We start from the raw sequence: 15,622 nt of genomic DNA, 5'->3' as shown, positions 1-15,622 counted from the left end.
GGCAGTGATCACGGCCAGATAGCCGACCTAAGGGCTTCGAAACCGGGTTGCGCGGCGGTCTTGAGCGGATTGATTGTTGCCGCTAGCACAGCGGCCGAGACTGCCACCTTCGCCTTAATCAGATTGTCGGCCTCGACGCCGACCACACCGAGCGCGTTCGCTGCGACGGTGAAGTTGTCACCCCACTTTTTGTTGGGGTTGGCGAAGTGGGAGCTCTTGAACGTGCGACCAAACTCCTGGGTGAGGGCCTCGAGGTAGACAGACGGGTCGATCAAGTCCTCGATCTCGGACGGCTTACGCCCCGGCTCACGCAGGATGAAGATGCTCTTCTGGTCAAGGAAACCGCCGTCACTCAGAAGGTTGGCCTCGTCCTCACCAGCCTGATCGTTATCGAGGACAACGATGATTCGGCATCCGGTCGACTTCTCTCGTTGCAGGTGCGATCTGAGTTTTCCAGTACCAGTCGTCGGCTTGAACACGATGCGACCGGTTGAGAGATCATCCGCAGCAGTCGCGAGCAGGTGTTTGAACACCGCAGGAATGATCTTCGCGTCTGTCACGCCCTCCGTCAGGACCACCGTCTCAGCGGAGTCCAAATTGTCAGCCAGTTGAACCCCCAGCGTTTCGCGAATCTTGCTCACTGTCTTGGCTGGCGAAGCCGTGTTCTGTTGAACCAACACATTGGCGGCGACGACCTCGCGGTTCACGAAGACGGGGTTGTGCGTGGCCAACACAACCTGCTGCCGCTGGGACAGCTTGGTGAAGAGCATCTGTAGGTCGTGGACAGCCTTCGAGTGCAGATGAGCCTCTGGCTCATCCACGAGCAGGATGAAGCTGTCTTTCGCATCGTCCATCCGCTCCCGAGCTAGGTGCTGAATGAGCGCCAACGCGAAAAGGCTCTTGACGCCGTCACCCTTCTGAGAAAGCGGGGTCTCCGATCCATCATCGATGAGTATTTCGCCGATGGCGTCAGTTTGTAGAACGCCGCGCGTCTCGACCTGCACCGCCTCGATGCTCGGCAGATACGTAGAGATGGAGGCCTGGATATCCTTCTGCACTTCTTCGACCGCTGCGCTGCGCAATTCGTTTACCTGTTGTAGAGCAATCTTGTAAGCTTCCGACTCCGCTAGAGCGGAGAGACGAATGCTCGCCAGTTCATTCAGCAATGTTCGCGCCTGTTCCATCGTGCGCACCGCCGGTACGAGAACGTGAGTGACTCTGTCTGCGATGAACTTCGTGATGCGGTGAGCGTTCGCCTGATACTTCGATCCGCTCGGACCCTGTTTCACGATGCCGATGGACGTGCTGGTGCGGGATAGCTGCAGAACGACTGGAAGGTCCCCGTTGATCTGCAGACCCGTTTGCGTCTTGAACTGTTCTCGTTCTTGATCGTCCAGGTGAAACTTGAGGCGAAGCTCCGTCGGGCGCGTTGACTTGGACGCCTGCTTGCTAAGGGGATAGTCATGTTGCCAAACGAAGGGAACATCTACGTTGGGGTCGCCTCGCCGGCTTAGGGGACTTGCCTGGTAGACCAGGGAAACCCGTTGCCCCGACAGTTCGCCCGTCTTCGTGACTTCTTCGGGCAACTCGCTCCACGTGCGAATCATGCGCATGCCGAGTGCGAGCGCCCGGAGGAGGTTCGTCTTGCCCTCGTTGTTGGGTCCAATGAGCGTTGTCAGCTCGTGAAGCTGAAACGTGGTCTTGTTCCCGATGGAGCGATAGTTTGCTACCGACACTTCTTCGAGCCGCATGGCGGTCCCCCCAAGGCTTGAAACGCGGTCTCATCCTGGCACAGAGGGCCATGTCGTTAGCGCACGTCAATCGCCGTAGCGCAGTGGATGAGCGACGAAATGCTTGAGGTGCAGCACGCATACGCTTGCCCTGCTCTGCGCCGATACGCTGCGGCATAGCGCGACAGGACCCCCGTACGGCGAGCACTTTGGCATGGACGCCGAGCGTCGATGATTTGCGAGACAGGATCGCGAAGCGGCCCCTTGCCGACGTTGCGGCTGCGGCAGCGGCTGCGACTCGCATGCGCGCACCAAAGTCCTCTACTGCGACGCCGGGGGCGTACACCACGACGGAGTGACCATATTTCCAGCCCGTTAATCGAGCTCGCGGAGGTGCCCTGGGCTGAGCGCCCGGTGGGCTTCATCGCGCTGATCGCGCTCGGAGCGCTCCTGGTCGGCGTGGGCAAGGAGCTGGCGATTCGCGGGATCTTGCTCACCGCCCTCCGAGGCCGCCACGGCAAGACGGTCACGCTCCTGGGCGCCGCCGCCGTGTTCGGGCTCATCCACATCCCGGGGAGCTTCATCAACCGTGCGCCGGTCGCGTTCATCGTCATCCAGGTGCTCGGGATCGCGCTGGCCGGCGTCACCTACTACTGGATCCGCCGCGTGACGGGCCGGCTCTGGGTCGGCATGCTAGTCCATGCCTTCACGGACTTCGTGTTGTATCTCGGCGCAGCGGAGGTCTCGACCGCGTCGGTGCCGAACGATCACGCAGGCGCTATCTACGAATCGATCCTCGCGCCAGTTCAGATCGTTCTTTGGATCCTGCTCACCGCATCCATTGTGAGCGTGATCCGCGAGGATCGGCGGCCAAGCGCTGAGATGCCATCGAGCGGGGGACCTCGTCACCGCGAGGCGCTGCTCGGCACCCATCCCAATGAGGGAGCGACGTACTTCGCGAACGACTCGACCAGCCTTGTATTATAAGCAACACCCATCTGCGACTGGATCGTCAGCATCAGGGTGTCGGCGCTCATCACGGCCGCGTCGTTCTGCAACTGCTCGATGAGCACGTCGGGCTCGGCGGCGTACGTCTTGCCGAACGTGGAGCGCATGCCGTCGATGACGCCGATCTGGTCGGAACCGGCCGAGCCGCCGAAGTACAGGCGGTCCTCGTCGCTCACGATGGGGAAGATGCTGCGGCTGACCGACGTGCGCGGCTCGCCGGCGTGTCCGGCCTGAGTCCACGCCTCGCGGAACGCGTCGAGCTGACGTGCCTGCAGGATGTCGAACGGTGTGCCGTCGGCTTCGGTGAGGAGCGTCGACGACATGAGGTTCACGCCCGTGCGCCCCGCCCACTCGGCCGTCGCCGTCGTGCCGGCGCCCCACCAGATGCGCTTCCGCAGGCCGGGGGAGTGCGGCTCGATCCGCTGGGGCCCCGCGCCGCCGCCGAAGGGGCTCATCGGGTCGCGCTCGGCGAGCCCTTCCCCGTCGATCGCGCGGAGGAACAGGTCGAAGTGGTCACGGGCGATGTCGGCTCCGCGCGGGTCCTCGGACCCGGTGTAACCGAACGCCTCGTAGCCGCGGAGGACCGTCTCGGGTGAGCCACGGCTGACGCCGAGGGCGAGCCGGTTGCCGCTGATGAGATCGACGGACGCCGCCTCCTCGGCGAGCATCAGCGGGTTCTCGTACCGCATGTCGATGACACCGGTGCCGACCTCGATGCGCGAGGTGCGTGCCGCGATCGCGGCGAGCAGCGGCATCGGTGCGGCCTGCTGTCGGGCGAAGTGGTGGACGCGGAACGAGACGCCGTTCACGCCGAGATCGTCCATGCCCTGGGCGAGGTCGATCGCCTGCAGCATCGAGTCGCCGGCGGAGAGATGATGGCCGCCGCCGAGGGGGCCGTAGTGCCCGAAGGAGAGAGTGCCGAAGGAGCGCATGACGGGTGCAACGCGGCATCCGCTGGTCTATTCCCGCGAATGGAGGCGACGGCCCCGACGCGTCCGGGCTGTGGCACGATGCAGGGCATGGATGTCGAGCTGCGGAGCGAGCTGCAGGCCCTCCGCGCTCGGGCGTACGGGCCGGATGCCGACCTGGATCGCGATCCCGCCGCCGTGGCGCGGCTGCAGGAACTGGAGGACCTCGAGCGCCAGGCGCGGGTCGAGGCCGCCGTCAGGCCGCCGGTCACCCCGCCGACGGCTCCGGACGCCGCGCCGCTCGTCGTCGACGACGATGACGTGGAGCCCGGCGAGCCCCCCGCCCGGCGCCCGATGGTGCGGCGTACGCGCACGCTGTGGCTGTGGGCGGGGTCGCTCGCCGCCGTGGCCGCCGTCGCCAGTGCGGCCTCGATCGCGGCGACGTCGTTCGTGCCCGTCGCGCGGACCGCGGGCGTCGCGCAGGTCGACACGCTACGGGTCGATCCGTCCGCCGACGACTCCCCGGTGCGGAGCATGGGGTTCGATTCGTCCGGGGTGTCCGTCTACGCCGACTTCCACGGTCTCACCGCGTACGCCGGGACGACGCAGGTCGACTCGTCGGGAACTCGAGCCGAGTGCCTCATCCTCATCGACACGTCGACCATCCCCGCGTCGGGCGACATCACCGCGTCGCAGATCGGGTACCGGTACGGCGGGTGCGGCGCGGGGGCCTTCCCCGCCACGATCGAGTTCGTCGTGACGCCCGACCTGCCCGACGCCTTCCGGGCGCGATTCCCCGTCGGCAGCTCGCTGCAGTTCGTGCGCGACGGCGACCACGTGGGGGTCTTCTCCGACGCGGAGTGAGTCCGTGCGGCCGGGCGGCGACCGGGGGGATGAGAGGGTGGTCCAGTGACCTCGCTCCTCGACCATGTGCCCGCAGGCAGCGACCCGGATGCCGCCTACCTCGGGTTCGTGGAGTGGGCGAGCAGTCGCGGTTTGACGCTCTACCCCGCCCAGGACGAGGCGATCATCGAGATCGTCTCCGGCGCGAACGTGATCCTGTCGACACCGACGGGGACGGGCAAGTCCCTCGTCGCGGTCGCCGCGCACGCGGCATCCCTCGCCCGGGGCGGCCGCAGTTACTACACGGCCCCGATCAAGGCTCTCGTGAGTGAGAAGTTCTTCGCGCTGGTCGAGATCTTCGGCGCGGAGAACGTCGGCATGGTGACAGGGGACTCCTCGGTCAATTCCGACGCGCCGATCATCTGCTGCACGGCGGAGATCCTCGCCAACCTCGCTCTGCGTCAGGGATCGGACGCGGCCGTCGATCAGATCGTGATGGACGAGTTCCACTACTACGGCGAACCCGACCGCGGGTGGGCGTGGCAGGTGCCCCTGCTGCTGCTGACCCGGGCGCAGTTCATCCTCATGTCGGCGACTCTCGGCGACGTCGCCGACATCGCCGACGATCTCTCCCGCCGCACCGGGCGGGCCACCGCCCGTGTCACGGGAGTGGAACGGCCCGTGCCGCTGCACTTCGAGTACGCCCGCACCCCCGTGCACGAGACGGTGCAGGAGCTACTCGACACGAAGCAGGCCCCGGTCTACGTCGTCCACTTCTCCCAGGCGGCGGCGATGGAGCGGGCACAGGCGCTGTCGTCGATCCGCATCATCGGCCGCGAGCAGCGCGACGAGATCGCCGAGGCGATCGGCGGATTCCGCTTCACCACCGGCTTCGGCAAGACCCTCTCGCGCTACGTGCGCGCGGGTATCGGCGTGCACCACGCCGGCATGCTGCCCCGGTACCGGCGGCTCGTCGAGACCCTCGCCCAGCGCGGGCTCCTGCGGGTCATCTGCGGCACCGACACGCTGGGCGTGGGCATCAACGTCCCCATCCGCACCGTGCTCCTGACGGCCCTCACGAAGTACGACGGCACGCGCATGCGCCAGCTGTCGGCCCGCGAGTTCCACCAGATCGCCGGCCGCGCGGGCCGCGCGGGGTACGACACCGCGGGAACCGTCGTCGTCATGGCACCGGATCACGAGATCGAGAACGCCGCGCAGATCCTCAAGGCCGGCGACGACCTGAAGAAGCAGAAGAAGATCGTGCGCAAGAAGGCGCCGCAGGGGTTCGTCAACTGGACCGAGCAGAGCTACGACCGCCTGGTGGCGGCCGAGCCCGAACCGCTGCAGCCGCAGATGAAGCTCACGGCCGCGATGCTCATCAACGTCATCGCCCGCGGTGGCGACGTGTTTGGCAACGTCCGCTCCCTGGTCTTCGACAATCACGAGCCGCGCCCCCGGCAGTACGAACTCGCCCGCCGTGCCATCGCGATCTTCCGCACCCTGGTGCAGGCGGGCGTGGTCGAGGCGGGGGAGGGCGGCATCCGGCTCACCGTCGACCTGCAGCCGAACTTCGCGCTCAACCAGCCGCTATCGCCGTTCGCGCTCGCCGCGATCGAGATGCTCGACCCCGACGTCGAACTCGGCAGGGGGCCGGATGCCGCGCCGCCGGCGTCGTCGGTCGGCACGGGGCACTACGCCCTCGACGTCGTCAGCGTGATCGAGGCGACGCTCGACGATCCGCGTCCGATCCTGTCGCAGCAGCAGTTCCGGGCGCGGGGCGAGGCCGTCGCCGCGATGAAGCGCGAGGGCATCGAATACGACGAGCGGATGGAACTGCTCGAGGAGATCACGTGGCCCAAACCCCTCGACGCGTTGCTGGCGCAGGCGTACGAGGTGTTCGCGTCGAGCCAGCCGTGGATCCGCGACTTCGAGCTGTCGCCCAAGTCGGTCGTGCGTGACATGTTCGAGCGGGCGTGCTCGTTCGGTGAATACGTCTCGCTGTACCAGCTCGCCCGCAGCGAGGGGCTGGTCCTGCGCTACCTGAGCGACGCCTACCGCGCGATCCGTCAGACGGTGCCGGTCGACGCGCAGACGCCCGACCTGCTCGACCTCATCGCGTGGCTCGGCGAGCTCGTGCGGCAGGTGGATTCGAGCCTCGTGGACGAGTGGGAGCAGCTGATCAACCCCGCCGACGATCCGTCGGCCCCGGTGGTCCCGCCGGCTCCGCCGTCCATCCTCACCAATCGCCGCGCGTTCGTCGTGCTCGTGCGCAACGAGATGTTCCGCCGCGTCCAGCTCGCCGCCCTCCAGCGCGACGACGAACTGGTCGGACTCGATCCCGACGTCGACTGGCCGGGCGTTCTCGACCGCTACTTCGACGAGCACGACAGCATCGGCACCGGGGGCGCATCGCGGTCCTCCGCACTCGTCGACATCGACGAGTCCGCGGCGACGGACGGCGTCTGGCGCGTCGAGCAGACGATCGACGACCCCGCCGGCGACCACGACTGGCGCATCCGCGCCGAGGTCGATCTCGGCGCCTCCGAGGAAGAGGGCACGGCGATCGTGCGCGTCACCGAGGTGCTGCGGCTCTGACCCTTCCTCCCCGGTGGATCGCGGGGTGAAGTTGTCCACGGTTCGCGCACGTACGCGTGCAGGGCGACCGGCGGCGGCGTAGGTTCGACGACACCCCGCTGAAAGGACCCGCCCGTGAACGTCGACACCGCTCAAGCGCTCATCGCGCTCGCCGCCTTTTTCGTGACGTTCGCCGCGGCGATCCTGAGCGGGATGAAGTGGATATTCGCCCGGATGGAACATCGCATGGAGCGCCGCTTCGCAGAGTCGGAAGCTCGCTGGAATGCCCGGTTCGCGCGTGGGGAGAGCAGCCCAGCCCAGACGTTCGCACGCAGCTGATCCTTGCCGGAACGACGGATGCCGAGGCCCTCGAGCCCCGGCATCCGGTGTCATCGTCCGATGGGGTTACTTCCGTGCGACGCGGTTCTCCGCGCTGACCATCCACGACAGCTGCTCGAGACGCTCGAGGATGCCGTGCAGGATGTCGGCGCTGGTCGGGTCCTCCTCGTCGACGTCGTCGTGCACGGCGCGCACGGTGCCGACGGTCGCGTCGAGGCGCTCGGTGATGAGGTCGACGACCTCGGCCGTGTCCACCTCGCCCTGCGGGAACTCCGGGAGGGTCGTCGTCTCGGCGATCGTGTCGCTGCGGCCGTCGGGCAGGGCGTGGAGCGACCGCATGCGCTCAGCGACCGTGTCGCTGAACTCGCGCGCGGCGTCGATGATCTCGTCGAGCTGCAGGTGGGTGTCGCGGAAGTTCTTCCCGACGACGTTCCAGTGCGCCTGCTTGCCCTGGATCGACAGCTCGATGAGGTCGATGAGGACGGCCTGCAGGCTGTCGGTGAGCTTCTCCGAAGCCTGGAAGCCCTTCTCGGCGTTCTGCTCGTCGGTGGTCTCGGGGCCGCTGCCGCCGCGGGCCGGGCGACGGCGGTTCTTGGTCGGGGTGTCCTTCGTGGTGGGGGACATGCGCGTTCCTTTCACTCGCTGTCGCCCTCGACGTTAGGTCGTGCGTCGCGGCGACGGTCGGGGGTTGCGAGGGCGACGGTGCCGCGGTACCGGCCCCGTACCCGCTCGGCCCGCGATCGACAACCCCCGAAGCGTCGCGCGAAACGGTTCCTAGCGTGGGACTGTGCTCACGACCCCGCCTCCGCCGTCCCGCCCGCTGCGCGACTACGCCGCGATCGGCGACGGGCGGACGGTCGCGCTGATCGGGCTGGACGGCGGCGTCGACTGGCTTCCGCTCCCCAACATCCACTCGCGACCGGTCTTCGCCCGGCTCGTCGACGAGTCGGCAGGGGGGTGCATCCAGCTCGCGCCCGTGGAGGAGTACGAGGTCACGCGACGCTACATCCCGCGCACCAACGTCCTCGAGACGACCTTCACCACCGCCTCCGGTGTCGCCACCGTCACCGACGCGATGGTGACGGGGATCGCCGGGCGTCTGCCCTGGGCCGAGCTCGCCCGCCGCGTCGACGGAGTGGCGGGCGAGGTCGAGTTCGCCTGGTGCGTGCAGCCGGGGACGATGCTGCGTTCGGCCGCGCCATGGACCGAGCGCATCGACGGCTTCTCGATCATGCGCATCGGGCACGTCTCGCTCGCGGTGACCGGGCACGAGTACGGGCTCCGCGGCGAGCCGGATGCCGGCGACGAGAGCATCGACGGCGGCTTCACGACCGCGGAGGGCTCGCGCCACCTGCTCGTGATCGCCGCGACGGAGGGCGAACCTCTCCGCATCCCCGACGCGCAGAACGTCGACCGCGGGATCGACCGCACGATCGGCGGCTGGGAGATGTGGTCGGACGAGTTCTCGTACCGGGGCCCGTGGGCAGACGACGTGCAGCGCAGCGCGCTCGCCCTCAAGCTCCTGCTGTTCAGCCCCACCGGTGCCATCGCGGCGGCGGCCACCACCTCGCTCCCCGAGAACCCCCGCGGCGGGAAGAACTGGGACTACCGGTTCGCGTGGGTGCGCGACCTCGCCTATACGGCGCACGCGTGGGTGGGCTTCGGCCTCCGCGAAGAGACGCACGCCGCGATCTCGTGGCTCCTGCGCACGATCCGGAAGAACGGTCCCGAGGTGCAGGTGATGTACACCCTCGACGGCGATGCCGAGATCGGCCTGGAGAAGCACCAGGTGCCGGGGTGGAACGGGAACCAGCCGGTGGTCACCGGCAACCCCGCGCAGGGCCAGCTGCAGCTCGGCGTCTACGGCGACCTCATCGCCCTGTGCCGCACGTACGTCGAGGCCGGAAACCGCCTCGACATCCAGACGGGGCGGCTGCTCGCCGACGTCGCCGATCGCACGTGCGATCTCTGGCGGCGCGCCGACTCCGGCATGTGGGAGCTGCCCGAACTCGAGCACTACACCTCGTCGAAGATGGGCTGCTGGAAGGCCCTCGATGACGCGCAGTGGCTCGCGGACGGCGGCCACATCCCCGACAACGGCGACCGCTGGCGCGCCGAGCGCGACCGCATCCACGCGTGGGTCGAGGAGAACTGCTGGTCGGAGTCGGTGCAGGCCTACACCCTGCGCCCCGGCTCCGACGACCTCGATGCGTCCGTGCTGCTGCATGCGCCGACCGGTTTCGACCGGGGCGAGCGCATGTCGAGAACCGTGGATGCCATCACCGAACGCCTCGGAACCTCGAACCACCTCGTCTACCGGTACACCGGCATGGACCAGGAGGAGCACACCTTCGTCGCGTGCGCCTTCTGGCGGGCGACGGCTCTCGCGTGCGTCGGCCGCCACGCCGAGGCCATCGAGGCCATGGACGCGCTCGTCGCGCAGGCGAACGACGTCGGCATGTACTCCGAGATGATCGCCGAGGACGACGGGGCCTTCTGGGGCAACCTCCCGCAGGCGCTCAGCCATCTCGCGCTCATCAACGCCGCGCTCGTCATCCGTGAGGTGGTCGACGAGGCCGACCTCGGCGACCGCTGACCCTTCCCCGCCGCGGCGACTCGCGTCGCGGCATCCCCCCGAAAGGACTCGCCATGACCACGCAATACACCTTCACCGACCCCGCGAAGCTCTACGCCGACATCGAGCCGTCGAAGCAGCACCAGCCCGAGCCCGGTCTGGATGCCGAGCTGAGCCCGAAGGCCGCCCTCGGCGAGGACACCTACGTCGGCAGCGGCCGGCTGGAGGGGCGCAAGGCCCTCATCACCGGCGCCGACTCCGGCATCGGCGCGGCCACCGCGATCGCCTTCGCCCGCGAGGGCGCCTCGGTCGCGATGTCGTACCTGCCGGAGGAGAAGGAGGATGCCGATCGCATCGCCGGGATCCTCCGCGAGGCCGGCGCGACCGTCGCGCAGATCCCGGGCGACCTCCGCGACCCCGAGTACTGCCGTGCGCTCGTCGCGCAGGCGGTCGAGGAACTCGGCGGACTCGACATCCTCGTCAACAACGGCGGCAAGCAGCTGTTCAACGAAGACCTCACGACCCTCACCGACGAGCAGTTCGACGCCACGTTCAAGACGAACGTGTACGCAATGTTCTGGGTGACCAAGGCGGCGCTTCCGCACCTGCCGGCCGGGTCCGCGATCATCAACACGACCTCGATCCAGGCGTACTCGCCGTCGGCGATCCTCGTCGACTACGCCTCGACGAAGGCGACCATCAACGCCTTCACCAAGGCGCTCGGTCAGCAGCTGGCGCCGAAGGGCATCCGCGTCAACGCCGTGGCTCCCGGCCCCATCTGGACGCCGCTGCAGGTCTCGGACGGTCAGCCCCAGGAGAAGGTCGCGGAGTTCGGCGAGGAGACGCCCCTCGGGCGCATGGGGCAGCCCGCCGAGCTCGCCCCGGCGTACGTGTACCTGGCATCCGCGGAATCGAGCTACGTGATCGGCGAGACGCTCAACGTCAACGGCGGCATGCCGACCCCGTAAGCACCGCGGCGTCGCGACGAAAACAGGCGATGCGACCGGAACAGGCCGATTCTGTGCGAATCGGCCTGTTCTCGGTGCATCGCCTGTTCTCGCGGCGTCAGGTCAGCGGCTTGCGGTAGAAGATCTCGCCGTCGGGGGTGGTCTCGGAGCGGTGATACCCCTCGCGCTCGTAGAGGCGCTGATTGGCCTCGCTGAGACCGCCGGTGAACAGTTCGGCCTCGGTCGCACCGGCTTGGCGCCCACGTTCCTCGACGGCGGCGAGGAGCTTCGACCCGAGGCCCCCGCCCTGCTGATCGGGTGCGATGGCGAGGCGGCCGATCAGCAGGAGCTCGTCGTCACGGCGTGCGCGAACGGCTCCGACGAGACGGTGGCCGACGATCGCGACGCAGCCGAGGTTCTCGACGAGTTCGGCCTCGAGCTCCCCGAGGGTCTGGGTCAGGGGCGGCATGTCGGGGTCGCCGTAGATCAGCGCTTCGCTGGCGAAGGCGGCGCGCTGGATCGTCAGGACCTCTCCGGCGTCGTCGGGGTGGATGTCGCGGATGACGGGCGAGTCGGTCACGGGGGCTCTTTCTGGGGGTGTGTGAACTATCGGCGGCGATGGGAAGATGCCGGAGGGATCGCCGGGTTAACTACTATGGCGGTGGTGCAGTCCAGCGGGAACGAGGTGCCGCAGGCCGTGAGCAGCGACTATTACGACACATGCGTGCGCACGGCGGAGGCGGCGGAAACCCTGGAGTGGCTGCGGGCACAGTACGGCCGTGTCGACATGCAGGTGGAGGTGGGCTCGTTCGCCGAGCGCGCCGTCGGTGACGACGCCTTCTCGTTGCGTCACCTGTCGTGGAGATGCCGGGCCGAGGTCGAGTACGGGGTCGATCGGTTCTTCTTCGCCACCGGAACCCCCGGTTTCTCGTGGCGTATCGGGTCGGCGAGCGGCGAGTACAGCATCGAGCCGGCCGTCGCCCAGCCGGGCCAGGAGTATTCCGGTATCGCCGATGGTGCGGAGATCGACATCGTCGCGTTCGACGCCGCGCGACTCGAGGACGCCGCCCGCACCATCTATGGAGACGACGCTCTCGAGGTGCGTTTCGACGGAACGGGCCCGGTATCCCGACGGATGCGCGACTACTGGGTCGCCACCCTGCGCTGGGCCTTCACCCAGCTCCCTCTTCTCGCCGAACCCCTGGTGCGCGCGCACGTGCACCGCGCGCTCGTGTCGGCCACCCTGGAGGCGTTCCCCCTGGCGGGTGACCCGCGTGAGCGGCGCGCCTCGGCGATGGCTCAAGCGGCCACCTACTCCGCCGCCATGCGATGGATGGACGATCACGCGTCGTTGCCCATCACGGCCGACGACGCCGCACGCGCGACCGGGACCTCGGTTGCGGGGCTGCGTCGCGCCTTCGCCGCGAACGGGCAGCTCTCGTCGACTCCCGAGGGTTACCTCGAGCACGCACGCGTGAGCGCCGCCCACGCCGACCTGGTGGCATCCGATCCGACCCGGACGACGGTTGCGGAGATCGCGCTCCGCTGGGGTTTCGTCGATCTCCCCGGATTCGCCGCGGCGTACCGCGCGGCCTACCGGGCCGACCCGAAGACGACGCTCGATCGCTGATTCAACGATCGCGGTCGGTGTACTCGCCCGGACGCTCGGTGTCCTCGCGCGACTCGTCGCCGGAGGGGAGCTGCACGTCGGTGTAGGAACCGGCCTCGTCGGCGCGTGGCCGCGCTTCGGTGCCGTCGGCCCGCTCGTTGTCGACGTATTCGCCCGGAGCGTCGAGGTTGCGTCCCGCCTCCTCGCCGTCGGGCAGCTGAACCTCGGTGTACTCGCCCTCTTCGGGTCCGGTGCCGTGGCCGGTGGTGTCGCGATCGCCCATGATGCGCCTCTCTCGTGGTGACGGATCCGAGGCTAGACCGCGAGCCTTCCGCGCGCCCGGACCTTGACACGCGCGTGCACCGGCGTGTGCCGTCTGTCAAGGGCGCGGGCCGATTCCCGTAGACGGAGCAGGGTGGATGACATGCCAGCTCTCGCCATCCTCCTCATCGTCGTCGGTCTCGTCTTCCTGTTCCTCGGCATCTTCGTCGAGGCCGTGAAGTTCCTCCTGTGGATCGGGATCATCATCCTGATCGTCGGTGTCATCGCGGCACTGCTGCGCTTCGTGCGCCGCAACACCTGATCTCCCCCCTTCTCAGCTCGAGAAGAGATCGCGGGCCCGGGGCCGGCGCTGGGATGCCACGGCGTCCAGCGCCGGCCCCAGTTCGTCGTACGCGAAGGCGAACCCCGCGCGGGTCAGAACCCCGGGCACCGCCCATCGACTCTTGAGCACCAGCTCGGGTTCGTTGCGCAGGACCGCCATGGCGGGGTCGAGCATCCACCGGAACGCCGGGAGACCCGCCGGCATCCCCGCGACCCGACGTACCTCGTGCATGAGGGTGCGGTTGTCGCTGACGCCCGGGGCGGACAGGTTCACCGGTCCCGCGATGTCGTCGCGTTCGCGCAGGAAGCGGATGGATGCCACCACGTCGTCGATGTGGATCCAGCTGAAGCGCTGGCGTCCCCGCGTGCGGTGCCACGACGACCACGCGGGTCCGCTCGGCCGTGCCCCGATTCCGCGGTAGCGGCGGTGGGGGAACCACCAGCTGTCGATCTGCGGACCACCGAGGCCGAGCTTTCCCAGGGCGAGGAGCATGCGCGTGGCCGGGCCGTCGCCCAGCACGATCGCCATGCGGAGGGCCACCCGCCGCGTCGAGGGGAGCTCGCCGTCGAAGAACGCCCGCTCCCAGCTCGTGGCGACGTCGACCGAGAAGCCCTCGCCGATCACGCCGTCGACCTCGTCGTTGCCGCTTTCCGTCTCGTGCCGGTAGATGGTGGCGGTCGAGGCGTTCATCCAGACGCGCGGGGGGTGCGCGGCATCCTGGACCGCCCGATGCAGGGCGCGAGTCGTATCGACCCGGGAGCGCAGGATCTCGTCGCGATTCGCGTCGGTGTACCGGCACGACACGATGCGGCCGGCGAGGTTCACGAGCACGTCGGCGCCGTCCACGAGCCGCGCGATCCCCGCCGGGTCGGTCCACGTCGCCGTGCCGGTGCGCCCCACCGTGGCGACCTCGTCGCCGTCCTCGCGGAACGCGGCGACGAGCGCCTGACCGACGAATCCGCTCGCGCCGGCGATCACGACGCGGCGAGGGGCGGCCGGGGTGCTCGTCATCCGGCCAGCCTAGAGGTGGCGGGAGAGTCGGCGCCCGGCTGACAGAATGAGGACATGCGACGACAGGACCGGGGCACGCGCGTCGCGCGCGGGACCGTCGCCGCGAGCGTGGCCACCTTCGTGGCCCTGCTGTCCCACGTCACCGCCGGCGGCACCGTGCCGGGGGCGTTCGGGATCGTCGTCCCGCTCGCGCTGTCCTTCGTCGTCTGCGTCGCTCTGGCCGGCCGCCGCCTCTCAGTCTGGCGCCTGGGCGCGGCCGTGACGCTGAGCCAGATCCTCTTCCACGCCCTCTTCGTGCTCGGCACGTACGACACCGGGCGCGCCACGCACGTCCACGGCGTCGCCACCGTGCTCGACGGTCCCGCCGGCCCCCTGGTGACCGCGGACGTCACGATGGGCGGGTGGCACCTCGTCGCCGCCGTCGTCACGACGCTGGCGCTGCACCGCGGTGAGAGCACTGTGGCGCTCCTCCGGGTGCTGGCCGACCGGCTCCTGGTCTGGCTGCGTGCCCGAGCGGCGATCATCGCCGTGGGCCCCCTCCCCGTTCCGCTGCGTCGCGTCCCCGTCGTCGTCATCGCCGCCGTGCGCCCGGCCTCGCTGCTGCTCACCGCCTCCGCGCGGAGGCGCGGACCGCCCCTCTTCGCGCTCTGACGCCCCGCATCCCTCCGTTCGTGGAGGGATGCCGATGGCCTCCGCGCCCCGCGGCGCGGACGGTTCACGTCGGGTGGCAGAGCCTCGCATCCCCGACATCCACCGGGGTCGTCGCGCGCCGCGCGCGCGGTCCGGCGTTCGCCATCGAGCGAGCACGGACTCCGACGGCCCTCGGCGTCCGCGTCCCGCGCGCCCCCGTGCGCCCGTGCGCGGTCGCTGTCCGACGGGTGCTCCGGCATCCGGGAAGAGGTTCCCATGCATCGCCTCCGCGTCGTCGCGGCGGGGATCGTCGTGGCTGCCGTCGCCGTCCTGGCGTCGTCGGTCCCGGCCTCCGCCCACGACGAACTGCTCTCCAGCTCACCCTCCGCGGGTGAGCGTCTGCCCTCCGCACCCCAGGAGATCTCGCTGAGATTCTCCGCCGACGTCATGGACGTCGGGGCAGAGGTGATCGTCGCCGACGGCGACGGCACCGACTGGGTGGCGGCCGACCCCGTGGTGGCATCCGGGACCGTCTCGGTCTACCTGGCGGACGGCATGCCGGTCGCCGGGTACGAAATCCGGTGGCGCGTCGTCTCGGTCGACGGCCACCCCATCTCGGGGGTCATCCCGTTCATCGTCGGAGACGCCGCGCCCCTCGAACGGGCCGCGGTCTCGACGGCGCCCTCCCCGCAGGCGGCCCTCGCCTCCACCGACGGCGCGGGGATTCCCCGTGTCGTCGTCATCGCCGCGATCGGGGCGGGCCTCGCGCTCGCCGTCTTCGTCGCGGTCTCGTTCCTCCTCCGTCGTCGCGGTGCCCGCGGCGATCAGTCCTGAAAGGTTC

General features: G+C 69.0%; 16 protein-coding genes. 10 read left to right on the top strand and 6 right to left on the bottom strand.

Going from position 1 to position 15,622, the window contains the following annotated elements; genetic code table 11:
• Window positions 1-8 precede the first annotated feature (8 nt).
• Window positions 9-1,751 (bottom strand): ATP-dependent nuclease, encoded by a 1,743-nt coding sequence (locus CSIV_RS15505; protein ID WP_077052237.1) that lies wholly within the window; start codon window positions 1,749-1,751, stop codon window positions 9-11.
• 393 nt (window positions 1,752-2,144) lie between these two features.
• Between CSIV_RS15505 and CSIV_RS15500 the strand changes: the two genes are divergently transcribed.
• Window positions 2,145-2,717, top strand: coding sequence for a CPBP family intramembrane glutamic endopeptidase (locus tag CSIV_RS15500; protein WP_077052236.1), 573 nt, complete (start codon window positions 2,145-2,147; stop codon window positions 2,715-2,717).
• Here the strand turns inward: CSIV_RS15500 and CSIV_RS15495 are convergent.
• Complete coding sequence (locus CSIV_RS15495) at window positions 2,636-3,670, bottom strand: LLM class flavin-dependent oxidoreductase (protein ID WP_077052235.1); 1,035 nt, start codon at window positions 3,668-3,670, stop codon at window positions 2,636-2,638. The two genes, CSIV_RS15500 and CSIV_RS15495, sit on opposite strands and share 82 nt — an antisense overlap.
• A gap of 87 nt (window positions 3,671-3,757) precedes the next feature.
• Here CSIV_RS15495 and CSIV_RS15490 point away from each other — a divergent pair, with 87 nt between their 5' ends.
• From CSIV_RS15490 to CSIV_RS15480, 3 genes are all read left to right on the top strand, one after another.
• Window positions 3,758-4,510, top strand: coding sequence for a hypothetical protein (locus CSIV_RS15490; protein ID WP_077052234.1), 753 nt, complete (start codon window positions 3,758-3,760; stop codon window positions 4,508-4,510).
• Window positions 4,511-4,555: 45 nt separating this feature from the next.
• Window positions 4,556-7,087 (top strand): DEAD/DEAH box helicase, encoded by a 2,532-nt coding sequence (locus CSIV_RS15485; RefSeq protein ID WP_077052233.1) that lies wholly within the window; start codon window positions 4,556-4,558, stop codon window positions 7,085-7,087.
• 114 nt (window positions 7,088-7,201) lie between these two features.
• A complete protein-coding gene (locus tag CSIV_RS15480; protein ID WP_077052232.1) occupies window positions 7,202-7,405 on the top strand; it encodes a hypothetical protein in 204 nt (67 codons plus the stop codon).
• Between the two features lie 66 nt (window positions 7,406-7,471).
• Here the strand turns inward: CSIV_RS15480 and CSIV_RS15475 are convergent, their stop codons facing one another.
• Window positions 7,472-8,029, bottom strand: coding sequence for a Dps family protein (locus tag CSIV_RS15475; RefSeq protein ID WP_077052231.1), 558 nt, complete (start codon window positions 8,027-8,029; stop codon window positions 7,472-7,474).
• A 163-nt stretch (window positions 8,030-8,192) separates the two neighbouring features.
• Here CSIV_RS15475 and CSIV_RS15470 point away from each other — a divergent pair, with 163 nt between their 5' ends.
• Together CSIV_RS15470 and CSIV_RS15465 are read left to right on the top strand one after the other, a co-directional pair.
• Entirely contained in the window at window positions 8,193-10,001 is a 1,809-nt protein-coding gene (locus CSIV_RS15470) for a glycoside hydrolase family 15 protein (protein WP_077052230.1), read from the top strand.
• 53 nt (window positions 10,002-10,054) lie between these two features.
• Complete coding sequence (locus CSIV_RS15465) at window positions 10,055-10,948, top strand: SDR family oxidoreductase (protein ID WP_077052229.1); 894 nt, start codon at window positions 10,055-10,057, stop codon at window positions 10,946-10,948.
• 97 nt (window positions 10,949-11,045) lie between these two features.
• Here the strand turns inward: CSIV_RS15465 and CSIV_RS15460 are convergent, their stop codons facing one another.
• A complete protein-coding gene (locus CSIV_RS15460; RefSeq protein WP_077052228.1) occupies window positions 11,046-11,507 on the bottom strand; it encodes a GNAT family N-acetyltransferase in 462 nt (153 codons plus the stop codon).
• A gap of 84 nt (window positions 11,508-11,591) precedes the next feature.
• Here CSIV_RS15460 and CSIV_RS15455 point away from each other — a divergent pair, with 84 nt between their 5' ends.
• The gene (locus tag CSIV_RS15455; protein ID WP_160897433.1) at window positions 11,592-12,557 is read left to right on the top strand and encodes a helix-turn-helix transcriptional regulator; all 966 of its coding nucleotides are present in this window, start codon (window positions 11,592-11,594) and stop codon (window positions 12,555-12,557) included.
• 1 nt (window position 12,558) lies between these two features.
• Here CSIV_RS15455 and CSIV_RS15450 read toward each other — a convergent pair whose 3' ends face one another.
• Window positions 12,559-12,819 carry a hypothetical protein gene (locus tag CSIV_RS15450; protein WP_077052226.1) on the bottom strand — a complete coding sequence of 87 codons (261 nt, stop codon included), beginning with the start codon at window positions 12,817-12,819 and terminating at the stop codon, window positions 12,559-12,561.
• Window positions 12,820-12,960: 141 nt separating this feature from the next.
• On the opposite strand from CSIV_RS15450, the gene CSIV_RS18140 reads away from it, so the two are divergent.
• A complete protein-coding gene (locus CSIV_RS18140; RefSeq protein WP_139340730.1) occupies window positions 12,961-13,119 on the top strand; it encodes a hypothetical protein in 159 nt (52 codons plus the stop codon).
• Between the two features lie 12 nt (window positions 13,120-13,131).
• Here CSIV_RS18140 and CSIV_RS15445 read toward each other — a convergent pair whose 3' ends face one another.
• Entirely contained in the window at window positions 13,132-14,151 is a 1,020-nt protein-coding gene (locus tag CSIV_RS15445) for an epimerase (protein ID WP_077052225.1), read from the bottom strand.
• A 54-nt stretch (window positions 14,152-14,205) separates the two neighbouring features.
• Between CSIV_RS15445 and CSIV_RS15440 the strand changes: the two genes are divergently transcribed.
• The gene (locus tag CSIV_RS15440) at window positions 14,206-14,802 is read left to right on the top strand and encodes a hypothetical protein (protein ID WP_077052224.1); all 597 of its coding nucleotides are present in this window, start codon (window positions 14,206-14,208) and stop codon (window positions 14,800-14,802) included.
• A 255-nt stretch (window positions 14,803-15,057) separates the two neighbouring features.
• Complete coding sequence (locus CSIV_RS15435; RefSeq protein ID WP_077052223.1) at window positions 15,058-15,615, top strand: copper resistance CopC family protein; 558 nt, start codon at window positions 15,058-15,060, stop codon at window positions 15,613-15,615.
• Window positions 15,616-15,622: the final 7 nt, after the last annotated feature.

Origin of the sequence: Microbacterium sp. CSI-V (assembly GCF_001984105.1) — a bacterium.
Lineage (GTDB): Bacteria > Actinomycetota > Actinomycetes > Actinomycetales > Microbacteriaceae > Microbacterium.
The sequence above is the reverse complement of the archived record's forward strand: the minus strand, read 5'-3'. Positions and strand labels throughout refer to the sequence as shown.

What these genes read in the sequence shown, in the direction of transcription:
- CSIV_RS15505 (WP_077052237.1), bottom strand. Translation starts at nt 1,751, where the DNA reads ATGCGGCTCGAAGAAGTGTCGGTAGCAAACTATCGCTCCATCGGGAAC.
- CSIV_RS15495 (WP_077052235.1), bottom strand. Translation starts at nt 3,670, where the DNA reads ATGCGCTCCTTCGGCACTCTCTCCTTCGGGCACTACGGCCCCCTCGGC.
- CSIV_RS15490 (WP_077052234.1), top strand. Translation starts at nt 3,758, where the DNA reads ATGGATGTCGAGCTGCGGAGCGAGCTGCAGGCCCTCCGCGCTCGGGCG.
- CSIV_RS15475 (WP_077052231.1), bottom strand. Translation starts at nt 8,029, where the DNA reads ATGTCCCCCACCACGAAGGACACCCCGACCAAGAACCGCCGTCGCCCG.
- CSIV_RS15465 (WP_077052229.1), top strand. Translation starts at nt 10,055, where the DNA reads ATGACCACGCAATACACCTTCACCGACCCCGCGAAGCTCTACGCCGAC.
- CSIV_RS15450 (WP_077052226.1), bottom strand. Translation starts at nt 12,819, where the DNA reads ATGGGCGATCGCGACACCACCGGCCACGGCACCGGACCCGAAGAGGGC.
- CSIV_RS18140 (WP_139340730.1), top strand. Translation starts at nt 12,961, where the DNA reads ATGCCAGCTCTCGCCATCCTCCTCATCGTCGTCGGTCTCGTCTTCCTG.
- CSIV_RS15445 (WP_077052225.1), bottom strand. Translation starts at nt 14,151, where the DNA reads ATGACGAGCACCCCGGCCGCCCCTCGCCGCGTCGTGATCGCCGGCGCG.
- CSIV_RS15440 (WP_077052224.1), top strand. Translation starts at nt 14,206, where the DNA reads ATGCGACGACAGGACCGGGGCACGCGCGTCGCGCGCGGGACCGTCGCC.
- CSIV_RS15435 (WP_077052223.1), top strand. Translation starts at nt 15,058, where the DNA reads ATGCATCGCCTCCGCGTCGTCGCGGCGGGGATCGTCGTGGCTGCCGTC.